Genomic DNA, 20,105 nt, shown 5'->3' on the forward strand with positions numbered 1-20,105 from the left:
AACTGCTTCTGCAGCTTTTTTCTGCTACCGGCCGCCAGATAATTAGGTGGTCAATTTGCCACGGAATCAGGTGGTCAACTTCTCCGAAATACCCAATTGGGTAGACAATCCTAGCTGATTATAGATGCTGTATCCTGTAAGATAACCCGTGATCTTGCCATTGTCTTCCAGCAGGTCTTTTACGACCTGGGCCCTATCTGGTGCCAGGCTTCCAAAGACGGTGCTTTCAGGCTTATAATATTTCCCTTTGGCCAGTTTTGTGATTTTTCCTGATTGCGCCAGACGGTTTAACGCCTTGATCACGGCCTCTTTCATTTCCACATCATCGGACACATCCACATATGTGAAGACATATCCTTTGGGAAGTCTATTTATCCTAGTTGCAACGATACCAGACACTTTCATATCTCAATATTATACATTTATTCTCAAAATGTCCAGTTTTGTATTTAAAAAACTGGACATTTTATAACATTAAGCAAGCCGACGAAACCTCGAACAGGTAACACTACCAAGCCGTGCGTTCCACTGAAGAGCTGACTGGATCAAGGTTTAAGCACCAATACTCCCGCATTGACCTAATTGACACATAGTAGCTTTTCCTGCTATATTGGTTCCCGAGAAGACCAGGAAACTTCTAAATGCTGCGAAGGGGATTCGAACCCTCGGAGATGAGGGATTCGAACCTAAAGCGAAGAAGAAATCAACCCAGTTTTTGCCCTTAAACAGGGATTTCGTAACTTTGTATAAAATACGGTTTGTTACGTATTGATAATCAGCTAGTTAATCAAGTTTTTGCGAGGCATTTTGAGCTGATGTCGTGAATCGTGGAAGTAATTTTTGAAACCCCATAACTTACTGCTTAACAGCCCGTTAAATACCAGGTTTCAAATCCTCTCTCGAGAAATGCCCCTGCGATTTACTCATGCGCCTAGCCGCAAAGCGGGCCAACATTCGGTGTTGTTTTCCGCATACCCTAAAGTTCCAACGCTCTAGCCTCGAGCTGCGAATCTGAAAACGAACGGATTGCCGTCCGGCAGTCCAACAATCGCCATACCGGTTCCAAGGTAGAAATTTCCCAACCCTCAATTACCCGCATAGGAACAATGTTGACAGTAGATTTCCCGAACGCATCGGAATAAAAAAGACGCTTTTGTGCGGTTCCGTACCTATTCTGGACGAATTCTCTGGATGTGATATCGTCAAGATGAAAAGTGAATACGGTTCTAATGCCCAATTAGAAAATACGGTACCACAGACCACCTCAATCCGTGTCAGATTGACCACCAATTCAGCTTTTTGGATTTTAGTGTAACTCGTTGATTAAAAAAGACAAAAACTAGTCAATTCAGACCGGAATGACATAATCTGTCCAAACTGAAATCAGATGGTCAGTTTCGCCGTAATTTCCACTCTGGCTACCAGTTGCGTTCCACCAAGCAAACACCTAAAATATTGGACGAGGACGTCCCCAAGGTAAACCTTCCTTATGAAGTTCATGTCATCTGACATATAAGCCATGTACCGCAAATTTCTGCTTGTCCCTTCCATGGCGAACAAGCAAAGTACCCTGGTATTCACTTGTCTGCTGATCAACCACCTTCTGTTCTTTGACAGACAAAATGACGCTATAATCCGTCGCTGCGAAGTACATGTCAAATCCCCGGGCCTTCTTTACGGTCATCGTGTAGCTCAACGGAACGGTTTGACCCGCATGGATGTAAACTGCCCTTTTTAATGCATCTGCGGTAAAGATGTATTCCTTTTGGCTCAACGGGACCTGCCGCAACGCAAAAAAGTAACCTGTCTCGTGGTTGCTGCGCAATTGATCAACCCTAACAGTCGACATGCTTTGATTGAGCATATCTGCGGTGCGAAAGGGGACAAAAAGGCTGAAATAAGTTAGATAGATGTATAGCATGCGCATGGAAGAACATGGTAGCAAAACTAGCTTTCTATCAGGTCAGCTAAAATAGCTGCTGTTCGAGTAGTAGCTAGAATTTATACAGCATTTCTAATTCCAACAATGTCGTAGGTCTAGAATTAATCGCACCTTCGTCCAGAAATGATTCAGTGTCATAGGCGCATTAAGAAAAAGCCTTTAGGTTTGTCCCAGGTTGTGGTCGCTTGCAAAAGACGGCATCTTTTGCAAGCGACAGATTGACGCGCAAATGTTATTCATGTCAAGTCTTTCTTGAATGTTCAGTATCTCAAAATAAAAATAGCCTTCTTTATGAAATCGTCATCTTTTTTTATCGAAAAGGCCAATGAATATATCGCTGAAATAGATCGCCTTACCGCTAGCTATATCCCGGCAAGTTCCGTGCGCGAAAAGCCCGGACACCAGGAACTTTCTGACGAGATTTCTGACTTGAAGCTAAAAATCAAGCTATTATTTTTTGAGTTCGAGCACGGGCACCTTTTTGTTGAAAAGGTCACACGGGCTTCGCCTGGCAACGGCAATATCAATCAGGTCAACGATCATTTATTAGTTATCTTTCGCAGATATTTAAATCTGTTTATTGAACATTTACAACTTTATCGAGAATAACTATTGCTGTAAAAAATCCGCCTATACTTCTATTGGCAGCTATTTCAATGCATAATGCAAATCATGAATTATTTTTCTTCCCGAACTGCGGCTAACACTACTAGAATCAATTCTAGTCCCCATTTTTTTTACAGATAAAAATTTTACGTTTGCCAAGAGCTATCATCAAAAATCGACTCAAAGTACCGGCAGGTATATAATTCAGGTTTGCACAACTGCTTATCAGCAGGCTTGATAAAACACCGCAAACCCAAACTTCTTTAACAGACAATTTCTTAACCAAACAAATCGAATTTATTATGAATTTCCTGTACTTCCTCCTGATCGGAGCCATTTCAGGCTGGCTAGCCGGCGTACTGTTCAAAGGATGGGGTTTCGGCTTAATTGGCAACATTCTTGTTGGTATTGCCGGATCTATTTTGGGTGGCTGGCTTGCCGGTAAACTGGGCATTGGAGGACAGGGCCTGTTGGGGCACATCATCATTGCCGCACTTGGTGGATGGCTATTGCTCTTTCTGATCAGCCTCGTAAGCAGACGTTAAATAGCGACGTATGCTTTTAGGCGTTATCACAGTTCCAATGGCGTGTGTTTCCGATACACGGCATTGGACAATACTGTATTTCGAAAATCAACTACGAACGGACAGCCATATAGGTAAAGCTTCCCTGCGAGCCAGCGGCCTGGATTACCGGTCTGCCGCATGCAGTCGTCTTTGCCGTGAATTATATTCAACAACTAATATCTTCAAACCATGAAAGTTACTACTCTGCTATTTTCGGGATTGCTTTTTTCAAAAGCAGCATTAGCTCAAACCGGTACGCTGCTCGTGTACGGCAACCTTGACATCGCCTCCTCGAAGGCTTCGACGGGCGTCAAGTCTAATGCATTTTCGCTGAGCCCCGGAGTTGGTTATCAATTCAATGACCATTGGACGGCGGGAGCTAACCTGGCGGTGAGCAGCACAAAGACCGGGGAACCACAAATCAAAACATCCACATTTGGCGCCGGTCCATTTATCCGTTACGCCTATCCCCTCTCTGACATCTTTGCAGTTTATGGGCAGCTCAATGCCAATTACATAACCGGAAAATCTGATGGCTTAAAGAGCAACGGGTTCTCAGGACACCTATTTCCTGCAATTGGCGTAAACTTAAAGAATGGATTTGCCCTGAATTTCAATTTTGGGTCCCTTGGTATAGTCAGCAGCAAGCCCAAGTCCGGTAAGACAGCGACTAGTTTTACACTTTCTTTTGGAAGCGGGGCGGGCTTCGGTATCTCCAAAAACTTCGGTTTGTAATATTTTTAAGTCTCAGCAGAGCCCACGATCAAAAGACCTCTCCAAGCGTTAAGTTGACCCCGGCATGATGCAAGCTCCTGGCGTAATTCAATCCAATATTTGTTGCCGACCGTTTATTCATTTTAATGCGGATTCCTCCGCCAACGGCCGGGTTCCAATGGATCAGCAAAATACTTCGCGGACCGCTTACCGTGGTAGCATTGGCAAATAAAACGAGGCCTAAAAACCCGTTGTCTGTAATATCCCTGCGGAACTCGGCCTCCGTATACAGCAGTGTACGCCCGCGGTAACGGCTCTGGTCAAAACCGCGACCAGCCCGGTTATGCTCTTCCCAACCCAGGCTTTATACTGGCGGCCTAACCCCCAGGTATAGGAAGGATAAACCATCAGACGGGAATCCCCGCTGATCACCCAGCTGTTTTCTTTCAGCCATAGGTACGAACGGATGGGTAGGCCGAAACGCTTTTTAAAGTTCGTATAGGGAGTAAAGGATAGCTTCGACATGTAGGTATCCTCCCTATTTCCCAGGTAAAAGCCGGCTGTCGCCGAAGTGATAATGGCAGTTCCCCCACCCGGCACTTGAGTCGAGAAAGGAAGCGCTGAAAAGTAAATACCTTTTTTGAAGCGGCACGCGGCTTGGAAGGTTTGATATGCAGCAGCCGTTTTCCAATATCGATCAGATCGAGCTTTTTGCCTGTATCTGCTCGCGCGGAGTCCCTTTCAAGCACATTACCCGGTCTTTGCGCCAAAACAAAAGTCGCGGACGAGAAGCTCCACAATAAAAAAGCCAACACTACCGGTGATTGTGCATGGATCGAGCAGCGAAGTGATCTAAGAATCATGATGAGATGCTGAGCGAAGCTACTGCGCTGCGATCAAAGTGAATCATTGATTGTTGAAAAGCTTTTTAATAATAGGTAAGAGCCGTTTTCCAAAAACAATTGTCAAAAGGACTTTGATGGCTAGATCAACGGCGATCATACAGTTGTCTACAAGGCCAATTTCGAAGTGGTTATCGAAAATATTTGCCAACAGGATCAGCACCAACGTCAGTGAAATATCTATGACAATATACAGGGCAAGTCCGATCAGAAACTGTACCACCAGATCCCCGGTGGTCAGCCTTGCATCGAGTCGGGCCGGATAGACGTAGATCCGGCAGTAGTCGATAAACTTTTTGTGCATTACATTGGTCATCTCATTGATATTTGGGTTTTGCAATTCATATGAACCGGGTGCAGATCCCACGAGCTTGGTGTGTTCAGGGATGACAAATAAAGTAGGTACCCAAAAAAACAAGCGTCAGGCAAACCATCATCAACCAGCCCTGCAAAAGCATCAGATGCTTTTTATACCATTCGGATAGCTTCTCACTGAGAACTACATACGCGTTGAAGATAATACCGGAAAGCACCAGCGAAAGTAGCAGTTCAGCGACGCCCCTTCCTGTCACAGGATCAAATTTGACTAGCGTCAGGTTAAGTGCTAAAATCAGCGTGCATAAAGTTAAAGCCCAGGAGCAGATCGGAGAAAGTCTTCTCTTTTGCATATCATTTACTCAACTCATCGGTTAAAACAAAAAATTCTCACTATCTGTCTACGATTCAGTTTAGAGGGGACTTCAAGGGTACTACACTCATTTTCCGCAGGAACCAGGCCCTGTGAGGACAGGTCGCTGCTAGCGGCAGCTTTAATTGAAAAACAAATTTAGTTTTTAATTAGCGACTTGCGTATTGATTCAATATGAAATATATACCTAAATAAATTCTATGTAATACTAGAATAATTGCTATTACAAATAATATTTGCACATTTTATCTTTGGTAAACTTAATCGCACCCATTATTCAGTCGCAGCCTGTTTAAAAATTCAACGACGACTATTGTCACGAAAAAATTTAAGTTGCCAACACATCAATTAGCAATTAGCTATTGTCAGGCTATTAAATACATTCAATACATTAAATTTCTTTCGAATAACTTTTGGACACGAAATGCCGATAGTCTCCCGGTAATACCGGGAGATATATTTTCATCTGTGCGTAAAAATCTACAAACAACCATTAACAAATCTACATTTCTTACGCGCTGATTAAAATATGTTTGCTCAATAAAATAAGAAATCTATTAGTCGCCCATTTGATCAACCCACAATCGTTTGAAAACAGCCTCCGTTCAATCCGATAGCGAAGATGCCTATGCAGCGACATTACAATTCTATTACCGACAGTCCACAACGCTTCAATGTAACCGGACACTTTGTAATTTTTATCCTTGAGATCGTTTCATCATGGATGTATGTGTCGTTTCTGTGCTATGAATCTGCAGGCCTGGATCGGCCCTCTGCATTCTTTTTAGCAGCACTCGCCAGCGTGCTCACCAGTACGCTTTGCTACGGCAATCATTTCTTCCGTGTGGTATTGGTCATATTTTTCTCCGTCTTGTGGGGATACCTCGCCCTGATACTGACAGATTTGATGCCAGGCACCTCCATTAACCGCTGGGTAGCATTTGGGATCGTTTCTCTGCTCCTGCTGCTTGCTCACAGACCTATTCTCAGGAAAAAACTACCCACCAGCGCGCAAACAAGATCCGGTGCCTCCCTCTTTTAATTTCATTCGATATTCTTTTAACCAATTTTAATTCTTATCCGCTTTACAATGAAAAAAAAGTATTTAGCTGAGTTCCTGGGTACATTTTGGCTGGTATTCGGCGGATGCGGAAGCGCCATGCTATCAGCGGCCTTTCCTGCGGTCGGCATCGGTCTTTTAGGCGTCTCGCTTGCATTTGGACTCACCGTTGTGAGCATGGCGTATGCGGTAGGCTCTGTTTCAGGCGCACATTTGAACCCGGCTGTTTCGATAGGTCTTTGGGCCGGCGGCGGACTCGACGCCGACCAGCTGCCCGGATACATCATTTCCCAGATAGCCGGCGGATTGCTGGGCGCGGCAATACTATTTGTTATCGTAACAGGTAACGGCAGCTCCATTGGCGATTTTGCCGCCAATGGTTACGGCACACATTCTCCGGGCGGATACAATATGCGTTCCGCATTTGTATCCGAGCTTACCCTGACTTTCTTTTTTCTGCTGATCATTCTGGGCGCAACGCGTGTGGAGGCTCCATCCGGATTTGCCGGAATGGCTATTGGTCTAACGCTCACACTGATTCACCTGATCAGCATCCCTGTAACCAATACGTCAGTCAACCCAGCCCGCAGCATAAGCCAGGCCGTTTTTGTCGGCGGTTGGGCAATCCAGCAGCTTTGGCTTTTTATTGCCGCCCCTATCGCAGGCGCAATACTAGCCGGGCTTGTCCATAGATTGTTGGCCGGTCAAAACCGGTAGTTACGGTCTTCATCAAAGTCAGGATTCCCATAATTTATCTGTCCTATGTCAAAAAGTAACGTTTTCTGGTGGCTTGTCCTTGGTGGCTGGATGGCCGCCTCCACCTGGTGGCATGTATGCAAGATCAAATTGTTATGCGATCCGGTTCTATCTGAGCCTGTCCGCTACCAGCGTCCAGACAGCCAGGATTCTCTGCCGCCGGCCCTGAATTCTACTTTTTCAGCCATCGAAGCTGCCCCCGATTCGACGCTGATAACATCCCGACCGCATACGGATATTTTCACACCGATAGACCTTCACTACAACTCGGGCGGGGTAGAATACATCAAAACGCCTGAAAATGAAGAGTTCATCGCCACTGCGCGCCAGTATCTGGCAGCTAACCCGGAAAAGAAACTATTGCTGACCGGGCATGCGGATAACACGGGTTCTGAACAGATCAATATGAGACTTTCTCAAAACCGCGCAGAACATCTCAAACGGCAGTTAACTCTGGCGGGCCTGCCGACGCAGCAACTACTCACAGATGCCAAAGGGCAAAACGCTCCTAAAAAGAGCAATAGTACTGCTGATGGCAGGGCAGCAAACCGCCGTGTCGCCATCGTTGTCCAGTAGAGTCACCATTAACACGTATAAAAATGTTTCAACTCAATCCGTTAAACCTGCCTGACGCCTGGTGGCAACATACACTGATGCTATTTACCTCGGCTTTTTTAGGTTTTGTCATCGCATACCGGAAAGGGCAACTGCGGCTTTTCAAGCTAACCCAGCACATAGAAGCCGCCCAGGTGAGCCTTGCCAGATGTCAGCATCAGGATCCAGCGACCGCAGTACCGATCCCGGGTGATGATCTTAAAAAGATCGAAGGCATTGGACCACAGATAGAAAAGCTACTTCAACAGGCGCATATATGGACTTACCAGGAGCTTAGCCTTACCTCGGTCGAAGCTATACAACACATTCTTGACACGGCCGGCCCGGGTTTTCAAATGCATGATCCCGCCACCTGGCCCAAACAGGCTCAGCTTGCCCACCAGGGCTTATGGGATGAGCTGCTGGAATGGCAACTCAGGCTTAATGGAGGAAGAGCCTGAGGCTCTGACTTATACGCATTCCCATATACGCACTTATCCACTCAACTAGTCCACCTTTTAAAATGAAACTTTCACTTCTACTGATAGACCCGATGAGCAGGCCTGTCGCCATTGCAGAGATTATTGTTTTACTGATCCTTTGTACCCTGGTGGGATGGTTACTAGCCAGCTGGCTGATTTACCAACGGTCAAAGCGTCTGCAGGCTGACTTGCGCTCGATCCGCAAAGAGCTCGATGAATGCCAGCAAAAAAAGAGCCGAGTAAGCTTACTGAGCAGACGTGATGTGAAAGTCAAAAAAGACAATCTGAAAGTGATTGAAGGAATCGGACCCAAAATTGAGGAACTTCTCTACAAGGAAAATATCGACACCTATGCAGATCTGGCCGCCACCGATTTAAGTAAGCTGCTCGATCTGTTAAATAAAGCCGGCGAAGGTTATCAGATGCACGACCCGACTAGCTGGCCCCTTCAATCCAGGCTTGCCCAGGACGGCGAATGGGAGCAGCTAAAAAAACTGCAAGACCAACTAATCGGAGGAAGACAAATTACATAAGTCATGCGTTTCAGCATTCATTTCATATAACGCTTCTGTTTTAAATCGTAAACAATTTTTAGCTGTGCGGGTATGAAGGCAAAATGTTTATTAAAATGTAGCCCGCTAAGGCTGCATTTTGATAAACAACAGTTTAAGCGAAATGGAGCAGCCTCTTGCTACTAGTTTGAGGCTGCCTTACTTATTATTACCCGTCACCCGCAAGCGACAATCTTCACTTCAACAAACGTATTTTAGAAACAATGAAAAAATTGGTCAGCATTTTTATTTTAACGCTGCTGTGCGGAATTGCCCAAGGGCAGGAAAACAACTGGGCTGTCGGTGTTAAGCTTGGCGAACCAACAGGGATCACCATTCGCAAATACTTTAATAATATCCAGGCCGTGGATGTTACAGTTGGTACCTATGGCGGGATTCTCTCCGGAGAACGTGCTTACAGAGGTGATAATGGCAGGTATAAAAATACCGGGGTGTCGCTGCAAATCCACTATCTATGGCACACTCCGGTATTTAATTCAGAGGTCTTACGTGTTTATTATGGAATTGGTGGGCAGATCAATAACCGCCGGTCCTATCCTAAGCGGCTCAATGGCCAGTATGAAAAAGCCGTCACACTAGGCGGTTCTGCGATTGGAGGATTCGAATACTTTATACCCGACAACCGTATCAGCGTATTCTTGGAAGCTGGCACTTACATCGAGGTGCTCAGAAAGCCTTTTTTTCTAAGCCCGAATTTATCAGCGGGGATCCGCTTTTCGCCCTTTTGATAAGAGTCCCTAACAGACAAATAAATGGTAAGTAAACCTGGCTGGCATTCAAGCGCCAGGCCATCCAAATTCACCTGTAAATGTGGCAGTTTAGCCCTCCTCAGTTACTTGTAATATACTTGGTATCTGGGCAAGCGACTATTTACTAAAAAATCCACATCAGTGAAAGTTCACTGTAACACGCACTCATCGAACCTGTTGTCCTAACTACGGCGAACTAACGGTATGCTGATCAAGCACTTTAGCGTTTTTTCTGTATCGATTTTGCTAGTATTACTTCTACCTTTGACAACTAAAATGGCGAAAGGCCAGATCAGAGGCGCACGGGCTGGCGGTAATACTTCCACCAAGACCAATCAAGGATCACTTCAAGTCTGCTTACCGCATTACCACATCAACAACGCCAGCTTAGCTCACGGGTTTGGGTAACTAACCCGGTCAGGGGCAGATGCAGATCCGAGAGCTCCCTGCAAATTTTGCAACGCTGCTATTTCGGTCGGGTAAGCTGTTGTGCGACTAGCTACTGATGGCACACACGCTGTAAAAGGACGTGCGTATTACCTAACATCAATGAAAACAACTTTACTGCTATTACAACTATTGTGGCTGACAATCCAGACGAGTACCTATGGGCAAACCGGTTATATCGTCAGGCAGTATACGGCAGAAAACGGTCTGCCGCAAAATAGCGTCAAAAGCATCTCTTCGGATGCGGAAGGCTTTATTTGGCTCGCTACCGAAGATGGCCTGGTGCGATTTGACGGAAGAAACTTCAAGGTCTTCAACAGCACTAACCTCAATGTGATCAACAGCCGGTTGTCGGCCATAAGAATATCAGAAAGGGCCGGGAATCCGGGAAGTCCCAAAAGCCGGCCCGAGCGCGCAAAGGTATCATACGCCTCGTTTGCCAGATTCGAGACGCAGCAAGCCGCCCGAATACAGGACGGCCACGTCAAAATCGATTCGTTGTATTATCAAAAACGTGACCGCAAGATATTGTCTGCGGACCTGGGTGTGAAAACCCTGGATGATATCACGTTTGTGGTCGGCCTGCCCGATCTTGTGACCAACGCCATATCGGGAAACGACCATCACATGATCATGGCCGGGGCTGGAGAAGGCAACTTCTTTCTGGTAGACAAGGGGCGCGTCCAATACTATGAAAACTGGAAAAGGCAATACCAATGCGCAAGCCCCGGACCGGACCTTTGGAACTATTTCACGATCGGTAAACGGCTCTATTACAGCCAGCAGCAAGGGACATTTACCCAGACCTATGGCGGTAAAAGCTACGAATTCACGCTGAACGACTCGGTCAAGAACGCTTTAAACCGTAGTCCCAAGCGACAGAAGTTACTTTGGAACGGCAATTCCGAACAGGCTTTCCTGCTTGTCGACAAAGATCTGTACATTCTCGACCAACAAAAAAACGGAAGTCTTTCTGCCCGGCTATTGGTCAGGGATTTTGACTTGTTTGCGCTGGGAATCGATGTGATTTACTATGATTCGCTCTCGGAGGTAGTTTTTCTAGGAAGCAATGTTAATGGTCTTTATGTGTTGAAAAAGACTCAATTTAAAGTTCTGATGACGCCCGGACAGGCCATCGATAACGTTTTCTACGCGCAGCTACCTTATTCGAAAGACAAGGTGCTGACCCCAACAGGTCTGGTGATCGGGGCCAACCCAGGCGGCGGCCCGACCATTCATGAGAAAGTCCCCGCCATTGAGCGCCTGAATCCCGGAGACAAAAGGGTGATGATCAAAAGTAAAGATGGCTCGATATGGCTCAAAAACTATAAACGATTGATTCAGGTTGATTCCGGGATGACGCGAGTGAAAGTGCAATGGAGCTTCGAGCATGAGATCAAAGCATTAAGTGAAGGGCCTGGCGGCGAGATTTGGGTTGGTGTCATTAACCAGGGGTTGTACAGGCTCCGGCCGGGAAGCGCCGAGCCGGAGCCTGAATTCTTTCCCAATGATTCACTTCAAGAGATCACATGTATCCAGGTACAAAACTCCGGCCAACTGCTGATCGGTACCGCTGAGGGTCTTTTTAGCTTTGCCTTAAAAAATGCAGGATCACGCCTGATCAAAGGGACGGCAGGGCTTTACATCAAAAGCATACACCCTTTTAAACAGAGCCAGGCCTGGATCACAGCCGCGAACAAAGGACTTATGTATTGGAACGGCCACGACCAGGCCATCAGCTTTCCGCTTGACCGGACTAATTACCTGTCCAGCCCCCATTGCGCCGTCGATGACGGCGAGGGGTATTTGTGGGTGCCCACCAACCGTGGGCTTTTTCAGATAAGCAAAGATGACCTTCTGCATTACGCGCAACTGAAAATGAAGGTGTCCAGAAGGAATCGGGGTGGCCAGTTAAGGCAAGAAAATCCCCCCGAGATCTATTATGGCTACTATACTATGGAACAAGGTCTGGCTACCAATGAATTCAACGGCTCATGCCAGCCTTGCGGCCTTTTACTTGACAACGGGTACATTTCCATACCGTCCATTAAAGGTATGGTTTGGTTTCAGCCCAAGAATGTGCAGCGTTACACGCCCGAAGGACGCATCATCTTGGACAGGTTTGAAGTTGATGGTAATCAAATACCGATCACAAATGAAGTAGTGGACATCCCCGACAAGGCTGACAATATCGGACTGTTTTTCTCTACCGCCTATTTCGGCAACAGTGACAATCTAAAGGTTTTCTATTCACTTGTAAAAGAAGGTAAACCCATTTTAGAGTCTGATTGGGTCGCATTGCAAAACGACGATTTTAAAGTCCAAATTTCAGAAAAACACTCAGGAAGGTATACACTGACAATCCGCAAGCTCAACGGATTTGGCCCGGACAATTACACGACAACGCGTATTCTGCTTGATTTTCCTCAGAAGTGGTATGAAAACCTGTGGATTATTTCAGGCGCAGTCTTGTTGATCGGTTTGATTATTTTTGGCTCAACGGCTGCGTTTGATAGCTACAAGCTAAGGTCAATCATTGCTAAGAATGTCCAGTTGGAACAAATCGTTGCGCAGCGCACCGAGAAGCTAAACCGGACCCTGCATGGCCTTGAGTTGTCCAGAAGAGAAAAGGACAAACAGCTGCATGTACTATCCAGGATTGTGGCTTCAATCAGTCATGATGTACAATCCCCGCTAAAGTACATGTCATTTGCCTTAGATAAGATTGCCCCACTTGTTGAATCGGGCGATACTGATCAAATCCTCAGAATTGGCTCCTTGACATCAGGCATGTCGCACCGGATGGGTACAATGCTGGAACAATTGATTAATTTTTCAAAGGTGCAGGTGTATGGTAAACAACTAACACCCGAAGACATTGCGATCAGGGATCTTGTGGAGGAAAAAGTGGAACTTTTCCTTGGCACAATTCAGCGGAACGGCAGTCTGTTCTTTGATGACCTGCCGGTAGAAAAGCGAGTAAAATCAGATCACCTGCTGCTGTCGATTATTTTGCATAACCTGCTGGATAATGCTGCAAAATTCACTCTAAATGGCCAGATAAGAGTGTATATGAGCGATATAGATCAGAATAGTGAAGAGTTGATTATTGCCAACAGTGGAGCCAACATCCCCAACTATATCGTCGATATGGTAAATTCACCCTTCAAAGAGCGCAGTCTGGACGAGCTTGTAGATACTGGCAAAGTCAAAGGGCTCGGGCTTCTGATTGTCAAGGAGGTGGCCGCACTGGCCCAAATCTCAATCAACATCAGTCAAACTAACTTCACTTATTTCCGGCTTCAACTCAACAAATCAGAAACAGTCACCGGACAATAACAGAACCGGTAATCATGCAACCGCTTTTCCCAAACTGCATCGGGGTAAAAGCCCGCTGCCCGAATATTGCCCGCAGTAATTAGAACCGAATTATTTCTATCCAAAGAGCGAATAAACGCCATTAATCACATGGCTTGGGATCGCTATTTTTGCCACATACATCCTTTTTGGCTGACAGATATCCGGACACCACTTTTGAAACATTTGTATCCTCTCGCCTTCTCAAATATGAACAAATATTCATCCGGACATTTAGCTATTGCCGAAACGGGCAAAACACCGTCACACATATCCGGCTTTGCGCGATCATCGCTTAGGAAGCAGCTTACAAATCAGAATTGCAAAAGCGGAGCGGAAAAATTCCAGCTCCGCTTTCAATACTACATTCTGCCCGGGTTGCAGTCACATGGAAAACAACTCTACTCCAAAATGTATAGAGCTGAATATTAACTTAACGCACTATGATTAGCAGCACCATACCTAGAATCATCACGCCCCCTTTCAACCAATTAAAATCACTATGAAATACATCAATACACTGCTTTCAAGACAGCATCTCAGGTTAGCAATTAATCTGGATTCTTTTACAAACATCATCAATATTCCGAGAGCAATTCCAGACAAATTATGGCTAAATAGCGGCTTTGCTGTCTTAATACTTACCAAAAATCGTCTCCTGACTATGCACAGATTCCTACCGGTCATCTCCTCAAATCAAAAGGCAGTATAGAGCGGACATACCTATGAAGTCGCCGTCTTTGCAAACTAACTGCCCCTACCAGTACATCTGTGTTCGAATCACAAAAATCCCGGCATCGGACCTGGCATTTTTGAATTCCTGTGACACCAAGCTTGGTCCACGCGCTTGTTTGCCATTTAAGATGATGCCATTGCCAATGTTTCGGTTCGCATGCAGCCAGGCTCTGCCTGAGACGGCCGACAAGTATACAAAGCCAGTAAGGTTGTTAACGGGAGCGAATCAAATCGAAATCACGTCTGGTGGCAGATGACTGCCTTAAACAGCTCGATTCGTAAAAATATTTCTACCCTATCCGGTATTGGGCGTTCAGCCAACGATCGCAACAACTTGGAAAAATACAAAGACAAGACACCACCATGCTATAATGCTGGCTTGGGTAGGACCGCTCAAAGGCGCCCTCTAAGAGTTTGCAAAAAGCACTACCCTACCATTATATATTCAAATTCAATTATGATTCGTCTTACCCGAAATCCAAATCATTCGTCCCGGCCATACAAAACAAATCGAAGGCTCTCAAAAATAATATTAAAAATATACAACGACCTAATGAATTGTGAGCGATTTCCTAACGATTTGTGATTGACAAGTAACCGATGGTGCCCGTATGTTTGCAATATATCCCCTTTCTTGATCACAAATCCACCACCCAACCGCCCATGTCAACATCCAAGCGACACAGGTTTGCTTTGTTTCCCGCAACTGGTTCTGCCTGCAAGTCAAGCAGATCCGCTCAAATCCTGGACTGGCCTACCGGCCTTATTTTTGAAATCAGCGCCAAGCCAATCCACGGGGATTCAGGCTAGCTTAATCATCGCGGCCAATTGCCCGATCAAGCATTCAAGACGACAGGGCCGCGCGGCCCGTATATTGTAAATAGTCAAGGCCAGTATGTTTCCAATCCGGCGAGTCTTCGGGCTGTGCATTTAAGAAAGTCAGTTCCGGTCAAAACCAGGTAGTAAACAAATCTGGCCATCAGATTTGTAAATAACAAACAACACGCATCCGTGCTTAACTCTTTGGCAATACTCTAGGTCACTCACTAGCAAAACACGGACCTTGACTACCTAGCTTTTTGATATCATTTTACTTTAGTGTACGTCAGTAAAATGACTGAATTTTTCGCGCTCCTATCAAATTCCGGTCAGGTAGAACAAGATTCAAAACTATGGGAGGATCTAACCAAGTCAACTCGATTAACCTACCTGAATGAGCATGAGACCATTCTGGTTGCGGACACCCACCAGGAGTATATCTATTTTATCGTGCAGGGTTGTATTAGAAGCTTTTTTAAACGGGCCGATGGGGCTGAAACAACTTGCTGGTTCTTTGGCAACGGGGATATGGTTTTCTCTGAGAGCAGCCTGCTTTACAAACAACCCTCACAGCTGAGCATGCAGGCAACTTGCCCAACGAAAGCATATAGGATTAGTACGCAAAATTTTGAGCTGATCACGGGCGCGTATCCGGAGTTCAGAAACGTCTGTCTCAGGCTCCAGGCCAGCTATCATCAAAAGAATTTTGAGCACAACCAATTGGTACTCAGGCTTCCGCTAGCTTCTCGCTTTAATAAGTTTTTAAGTCAAACCCCCCGGATTATAGGACAGGCAAAGGAAAAGGACATTGCTAATTTCCTTCATATGCACCCTAATTCGTTTTCCGCCTTAAAGAGAGACTCGATGCAAAGGTGACAGCTTTGCAAGATCAGACCAGTAAAATGCTACCGGACGGCCCGGTATAATGGCCAGAAAGCAACCGTAGACAGTACAACGTTGTATGCCAATGCCAATCATGCGCACAAAATGATTTCGAAAACCTATTTGCAAGAAAACACGAACAAACTATACTAAACCAAAAAAGCACTTTCGAAAGATGTCCAGGTATCCGGCCAAAATAAGAAAAAGACTAAACGTATTATCCGACAAGGCAAGACTGCTCTTTGGCGCACTAACCTGCGAGCACCTGTATCCAAACTATGTTGCTTTTCAGCAAAAGGCAGAATGGGGTGATGCGCATATACTGTACCTCGCAATAGAGGCGATCCATTTACGACTGAGTGACGACATTTCCAGCTCGCCTGCTCAAATCGTGGGGTTAATGGACTGTGTAGAGTTGATAATGCCAGACATCAACCAATGCCCGGACTCCACCAGTCAACGGGCAAAAGATGCCTGCATCATCACATTAAGCAGTCTGGAATATATGATTACCAATGATATAGAGAGCATTGTCGCTGTTGCAACTTATGCCAGGGATGCGTTCAAAACATCCGAGCAAATACAGGACGGAGCCAGGTCCAAAAATGGTAACAATCAAAGACCAAATACCACGAAATCAACGAGCATAATAAGAGAAATCCGGCGGCAAATCCATTTAATTCAAGAGCTATCCAAGCCGGATAATCAACAGATTACAGCAGCACTGATAGACTCGTTGCGAAGAAAATAACCGATCATTAACAGCACCCATTTTGAAATTAGCACCCATTTTTCTTAAATAGTTAAAATAAAATTACGCCAATACACTACAAATAGGTACGATAAAAATCTAGTTATCCAGTCAGTTTTAGATATGACATAGACAATAGTCGATATTCATTTAGTAAACATATTCGACAACATATATCAAATACAAAACACAAAACATTTAATTAAAAGAAAATTAAATTCAAATTCATACTTCTCGTTGTTTTTGAAGAATATATAGTTAATTATTGCAAAAAATAATCAACTATAAATTCAAAGCCATGGGCCTGTTATCTTTTATTAAAGGTGTTGGGGACAAAGTATTCAATAAAAATGAAACCAATGAAATAGTTCATCCCGAAACCGCCGAACCACTACGCGCAAGCGCTTTGATGGCACGTGTCAAGTCTCTGGGCCTCCCCTATCACAATCTGACTATTAAGACGTCCAATGACACGATAACTCTTGAAGGGGAAGTTGCCAAACAAGAAGATTCAGAAAAAATTGCATTGGCAATTGGCAACGTAGAGGGGGTTGATTTGGTTGACAACCGCCTGCTTGTAGCCGCTCCGGCACCGGAAGCCCGATACTATACCGTTGTAAAAGGAGACACACTTTCCGAGATCGCCCTTAGCTTTTATGGAGATATGAGAAAGTACAATCACATCTTCGAAGCCAACAGGCCCATGCTTTCTAGTCCCGATCTGATTTATCCTGGCCAGGTACTACGCATCCCAAGATTATAAAATGCTATGAATTCAAACAACCACATTTCACAAATGTAGTTGTTTGAATTCATAGCATTTTATCATTCCTGTTACTGTAATAATCAATATACAAGATGAAATCCTCCAATATTTTCGTCTACCTGGAACTCACCAAGTTTACCCAGAATTTATCCCTTGAGGTGAGTTCAATTAAATCAGAGCTGATTGCCCAGCACGCCTATTTCAAAATCATTCCCTCCAATCTATTCTCGGATTATCTATCCGCCGACTGGAATTTACTATGCGAAAAAGTCAACAGACTCGGGCCCGTGGTTGATTCGGGGGGACGTGTGATTATCAACAACATCAAACATACGATTCAAAATATGACCGACACCGAATGCTTTGAGATAGCACTGAGCCTTCAGGCACTTCAACAGAAAGTTGCAGACGAGTTTCGTTAAGCGATCGGATTGCACCTTAAAAATGAATGCCCCAAACTTTCACAATGAAAACTTGGGGCGCGGCAAACCTGATAGCAAATGGATTAATTGGGAGCCAATAAGGCTAATTTATCTTCATCTTCCTTAATTTTCTCCCTGAGCGAGTCCACATTTCGACGCAGCTTCGCGAGGTTATCCGCCGCTTTTCTTGCCCGCTTGGCATCACGACTGGCAGCAGATGCAGCTTTGCTGGCCTTTCTAGCCAATTGTTTGTCTTGCGGGTCGGTACTCAGATTGCCGGCGGCCACCTTATTCTCCTCTGCTGATCGCTGGGCGCGTTCGGCTGTACTGGCTGTTTCATCGACCGCATGTGGGATTTGATTCTCAAGTTTGGCGAGTTCAATTTTGCTATCGTTCAACCGCTTGTTTAGCGCCAGAACCTTTTTTTGGTCATTTAATGCCTTCAATGAATCCTGCGAAACGACCTGGGCTGAAACCCCGCTACACGACAGTAGGGCCAGCAACACATAAAACACAAATGCAATTCTCATATAAAATTTGAAAAATATAACAAAAAAGGATGCGCTACACCCCATCCCAGGAGATAGCCGCAAAACGATAAGAAATGTTAAAGAAACAACCCGGCGATCAACCGTGCCGGGCTGTAAAACCTCTATCACTATGTACTATATACGTTATGCAAATTCTATTTCCTGACTTATACAAATCTTGCTTATTCCGGGGAATCCATCGCAGACAGATATCGACTGTTACAGGACATTTCTAGGTATTTTAAAGGCGAATTCTGTCCGGTTGGTCGTAGATTAGAAACAGGATTGCCTTTCTACTCCTGATCAAGGTGGGGAAACGCTGCCTTCGGCAAGGTATGAATCCATGTACCAGGCGGTTACAAGTAATCCTTGCAAAAAGTGCAAAAAAGAATGCCTTTAACGGTTAGTACTTCCCCTATGATACCTATCTTAGGTATCATTTTGCGATGATCAATTAAACGGTGAGCAAATCAGAGATTAGGAGTGAACGTCCCAATAAATATTTTAATCATTGAAGATCACGACATTGTCGTTTGGGCTCTGGAAAGAATGCTCACAAAAGCGATCGAAGGCGCCGTGATTAAATCAGCCCCAAATATTGACAGGGGCCTGCAAATTCTGTTGCAAAGCCCTGTCGACCTGGTCATTTTGGATATTGGTGTGCCGGGAGGAAATACTGTCGAGACAATTCAGTATCTGAGAAATGTGCAAGCAGAAGTAAAAGTATTGATTCACACCGGTTTGCCCGAGAAAGAATTTGCAGCTGCATATCTGATTGCCGGAGCGAATGGCTTTGTCTCAAAACACGCGGCATTTGAAGATGTCCTTGAGGCGTGCCAAACCGTGTTGAATAACGAAAAATATATCAGTAATTCTACTCGCGAAACGATCGAAGGTAACACAAAATAAAAGCCTGCAAAATCATAATGGTTACCTTATTCCGATGCAATGGCCTAGAACCCTGCTATTGACCAGATAGATAAATAATTTCATACTCTTACTTTCGCTGCAAGGTCTTTCACATTTTTCACTTTCAACTTCCTGAAGATGTTTGCCCGGTAAGTGCAAACAGTACTTTCCATGATTTTCATCACCTGTGATATTTCCTTGGTATTCAACCCCTGCAAAACCAAATGCATAACCTCTTTTTCCCTGGGTACCAGTTTGGGCTCATAGGGCAAAGCAACGGGGATGGCTGCCAATAACATCCTGTGCACATTTTCACTGACGTAACGCTTGCCGTTCAAAACAGTAAAAATTGCTGTTTCGATCTGCTGACGCTGCGATGACTTCAATATAAAGCCTTTCGCACCGGCAATCAGGCACCGGTCTGCGTAAACATTTTCATTGGCCAGCGAGAAAATCATAATACGGCTCGAATTTGAAAATCTGCCAATGAAATCGATCATGTCAATGACTGTGTAGCCCTGAATCTGAATATCTACGATGACAAGATCAAAATTAACAGCCTTTAAAGCCGCTTCTCCATCATGCAAGCTGCTAACATGGGTTATCTCAGATTTGCCATCTAATTCCCGTATTATTTCACCCAAACTAAGTTGGTACAGAAACACATCGTCGATGATCAAAATCTTGCTCATTATTCTCAATAGTCAGTGATTTTAAGCATAGTCCTGGTGGATGGAGCTCGGGCAGGCCCTGTCCAGAACTCTGGATAGGCCTGCATTATTCCGCACTCCGCTAGTGTGTGCGAATAGTGCTGTATGCTTTCAAACAAACTTTATTTAACATCTTGCTTTAAACT

The 20,105-nt window shown here is 45.0% G+C and carries 22 protein-coding genes; 15 read left to right on the forward strand and 7 right to left on the reverse strand.

The features are described from left to right. Nucleotides 1-66: 66 nt before the first annotated feature. The gene (locus CLV60_RS33430) at nucleotides 67-405 is read right to left on the reverse strand and encodes a DUF6088 family protein (protein WP_211302312.1); all 339 of its coding nucleotides are present in this window, start codon (nucleotides 403-405) and stop codon (nucleotides 67-69) included. Nucleotides 406-1,501: 1,096 nt separating this feature from the next. Further along, entirely contained in the window at nucleotides 1,502-1,864 is a 363-nt protein-coding gene (locus CLV60_RS33435; RefSeq protein WP_170118940.1) for a hypothetical protein, read from the reverse strand. Nucleotides 1,865-2,233: 369 nt separating this feature from the next. On the opposite strand from CLV60_RS33435, the gene CLV60_RS33440 reads away from it, so the two are divergent. From CLV60_RS33440 to CLV60_RS33450, 3 genes are all read left to right on the forward strand, one after another. Further along, on the forward strand, nucleotides 2,234-2,551 hold the full coding sequence (locus CLV60_RS33440; protein WP_106599747.1) for a hypothetical protein: 318 nt from the start codon (nucleotides 2,234-2,236) through the stop codon (nucleotides 2,549-2,551). 299 nt (nucleotides 2,552-2,850) lie between these two features. Continuing rightward, entirely contained in the window at nucleotides 2,851-3,093 is a 243-nt protein-coding gene (locus tag CLV60_RS33445) for a GlsB/YeaQ/YmgE family stress response membrane protein (RefSeq protein WP_106599748.1), read from the forward strand. A gap of 210 nt (nucleotides 3,094-3,303) precedes the next feature. Further along, on the forward strand, nucleotides 3,304-3,849 hold the full coding sequence (locus tag CLV60_RS33450; RefSeq protein ID WP_106599749.1) for an outer membrane beta-barrel protein: 546 nt from the start codon (nucleotides 3,304-3,306) through the stop codon (nucleotides 3,847-3,849). Between the two features lie 219 nt (nucleotides 3,850-4,068). On the opposite strand, the gene CLV60_RS34535 is transcribed toward CLV60_RS33450, so the two are convergent. From CLV60_RS34535 to CLV60_RS33460, 3 genes are all read right to left on the reverse strand, one after another. Next, entirely contained in the window at nucleotides 4,069-4,353 is a 285-nt protein-coding gene (locus tag CLV60_RS34535) for a hypothetical protein (RefSeq protein ID WP_211302313.1), read from the reverse strand. Nucleotides 4,354-4,734: 381 nt separating this feature from the next. Further along, entirely contained in the window at nucleotides 4,735-5,046 is a 312-nt protein-coding gene (locus CLV60_RS33455) for a hypothetical protein (protein WP_106599750.1), read from the reverse strand. Between the two features lie 64 nt (nucleotides 5,047-5,110). Then, the gene (locus CLV60_RS33460) at nucleotides 5,111-5,398 is read right to left on the reverse strand and encodes a hypothetical protein (RefSeq protein WP_106599751.1); all 288 of its coding nucleotides are present in this window, start codon (nucleotides 5,396-5,398) and stop codon (nucleotides 5,111-5,113) included. Nucleotides 5,399-6,046: 648 nt separating this feature from the next. On the opposite strand from CLV60_RS33460, the gene CLV60_RS33465 reads away from it, so the two are divergent. From CLV60_RS33465 to CLV60_RS33520, 11 genes are all read left to right on the forward strand, one after another. Further along, nucleotides 6,047-6,460 (forward strand): hypothetical protein, encoded by a 414-nt coding sequence (locus CLV60_RS33465; protein ID WP_146151647.1) that lies wholly within the window; start codon nucleotides 6,047-6,049, stop codon nucleotides 6,458-6,460. Nucleotides 6,461-6,508: 48 nt separating this feature from the next. Beyond that, nucleotides 6,509-7,195: an aquaporin Z gene (gene aqpZ, locus CLV60_RS33470; RefSeq protein WP_106599753.1), complete on the forward strand. Its 687-nt coding sequence runs from the start codon at nucleotides 6,509-6,511 to the stop codon at nucleotides 7,193-7,195. 45 nt (nucleotides 7,196-7,240) lie between these two features. Continuing rightward, a complete protein-coding gene (locus CLV60_RS33475; protein ID WP_106599754.1) occupies nucleotides 7,241-7,810 on the forward strand; it encodes an OmpA family protein in 570 nt (189 codons plus the stop codon). A gap of 23 nt (nucleotides 7,811-7,833) precedes the next feature. After that, nucleotides 7,834-8,289, forward strand: coding sequence for a helix-hairpin-helix domain-containing protein (locus CLV60_RS33480; RefSeq protein WP_106599755.1), 456 nt, complete (start codon nucleotides 7,834-7,836; stop codon nucleotides 8,287-8,289). 62 nt (nucleotides 8,290-8,351) lie between these two features. Beyond that, nucleotides 8,352-8,843: a helix-hairpin-helix domain-containing protein gene (locus CLV60_RS33485; protein ID WP_146151648.1), complete on the forward strand. Its 492-nt coding sequence runs from the start codon at nucleotides 8,352-8,354 to the stop codon at nucleotides 8,841-8,843. 242 nt (nucleotides 8,844-9,085) lie between these two features. Further along, nucleotides 9,086-9,610 (forward strand): hypothetical protein, encoded by a 525-nt coding sequence (locus tag CLV60_RS33490; protein WP_106599757.1) that lies wholly within the window; start codon nucleotides 9,086-9,088, stop codon nucleotides 9,608-9,610. A 570-nt stretch (nucleotides 9,611-10,180) separates the two neighbouring features. Then, a complete protein-coding gene (locus CLV60_RS33495; protein WP_106599758.1) occupies nucleotides 10,181-13,417 on the forward strand; it encodes a sensor histidine kinase in 3,237 nt (1,078 codons plus the stop codon). Between the two features lie 1,866 nt (nucleotides 13,418-15,283). Beyond that, nucleotides 15,284-15,865 (forward strand): Crp/Fnr family transcriptional regulator, encoded by a 582-nt coding sequence (locus CLV60_RS35135; protein ID WP_106599760.1) that lies wholly within the window; start codon nucleotides 15,284-15,286, stop codon nucleotides 15,863-15,865. A 181-nt stretch (nucleotides 15,866-16,046) separates the two neighbouring features. After that, the gene (locus tag CLV60_RS33510) at nucleotides 16,047-16,622 is read left to right on the forward strand and encodes a DUF416 family protein (protein WP_106599761.1); all 576 of its coding nucleotides are present in this window, start codon (nucleotides 16,047-16,049) and stop codon (nucleotides 16,620-16,622) included. 298 nt (nucleotides 16,623-16,920) lie between these two features. Beyond that, entirely contained in the window at nucleotides 16,921-17,385 is a 465-nt protein-coding gene (lysM, locus tag CLV60_RS33515; RefSeq protein ID WP_106599762.1) for a peptidoglycan-binding protein LysM, read from the forward strand. Between the two features lie 95 nt (nucleotides 17,386-17,480). After that, the gene (locus CLV60_RS33520) at nucleotides 17,481-17,810 is read left to right on the forward strand and encodes a hypothetical protein (protein WP_106599763.1); all 330 of its coding nucleotides are present in this window, start codon (nucleotides 17,481-17,483) and stop codon (nucleotides 17,808-17,810) included. Between the two features lie 83 nt (nucleotides 17,811-17,893). Here the strand turns inward: CLV60_RS33520 and CLV60_RS33525 are convergent, their stop codons facing one another. Beyond that, on the reverse strand, nucleotides 17,894-18,340 hold the full coding sequence (locus tag CLV60_RS33525) for a hypothetical protein (RefSeq protein ID WP_106599764.1): 447 nt from the start codon (nucleotides 18,338-18,340) through the stop codon (nucleotides 17,894-17,896). 483 nt (nucleotides 18,341-18,823) lie between these two features. On the opposite strand from CLV60_RS33525, the gene CLV60_RS33530 reads away from it, so the two are divergent. Next, a complete protein-coding gene (locus CLV60_RS33530) occupies nucleotides 18,824-19,249 on the forward strand; it encodes a response regulator (RefSeq protein ID WP_106599765.1) in 426 nt (141 codons plus the stop codon). Nucleotides 19,250-19,329: 80 nt separating this feature from the next. On the opposite strand, the gene CLV60_RS33535 is transcribed toward CLV60_RS33530, so the two are convergent. Next, nucleotides 19,330-19,941 (reverse strand): LuxR C-terminal-related transcriptional regulator, encoded by a 612-nt coding sequence (locus CLV60_RS33535; RefSeq protein ID WP_106599766.1) that lies wholly within the window; start codon nucleotides 19,939-19,941, stop codon nucleotides 19,330-19,332. Nucleotides 19,942-20,105: the final 164 nt, after the last annotated feature.

Origin of the sequence: Dyadobacter jiangsuensis, from assembly GCF_003014695.1 — a bacterium.
GTDB lineage: Bacteria > Bacteroidota > Bacteroidia > Cytophagales > Spirosomataceae > Dyadobacter > Dyadobacter jiangsuensis.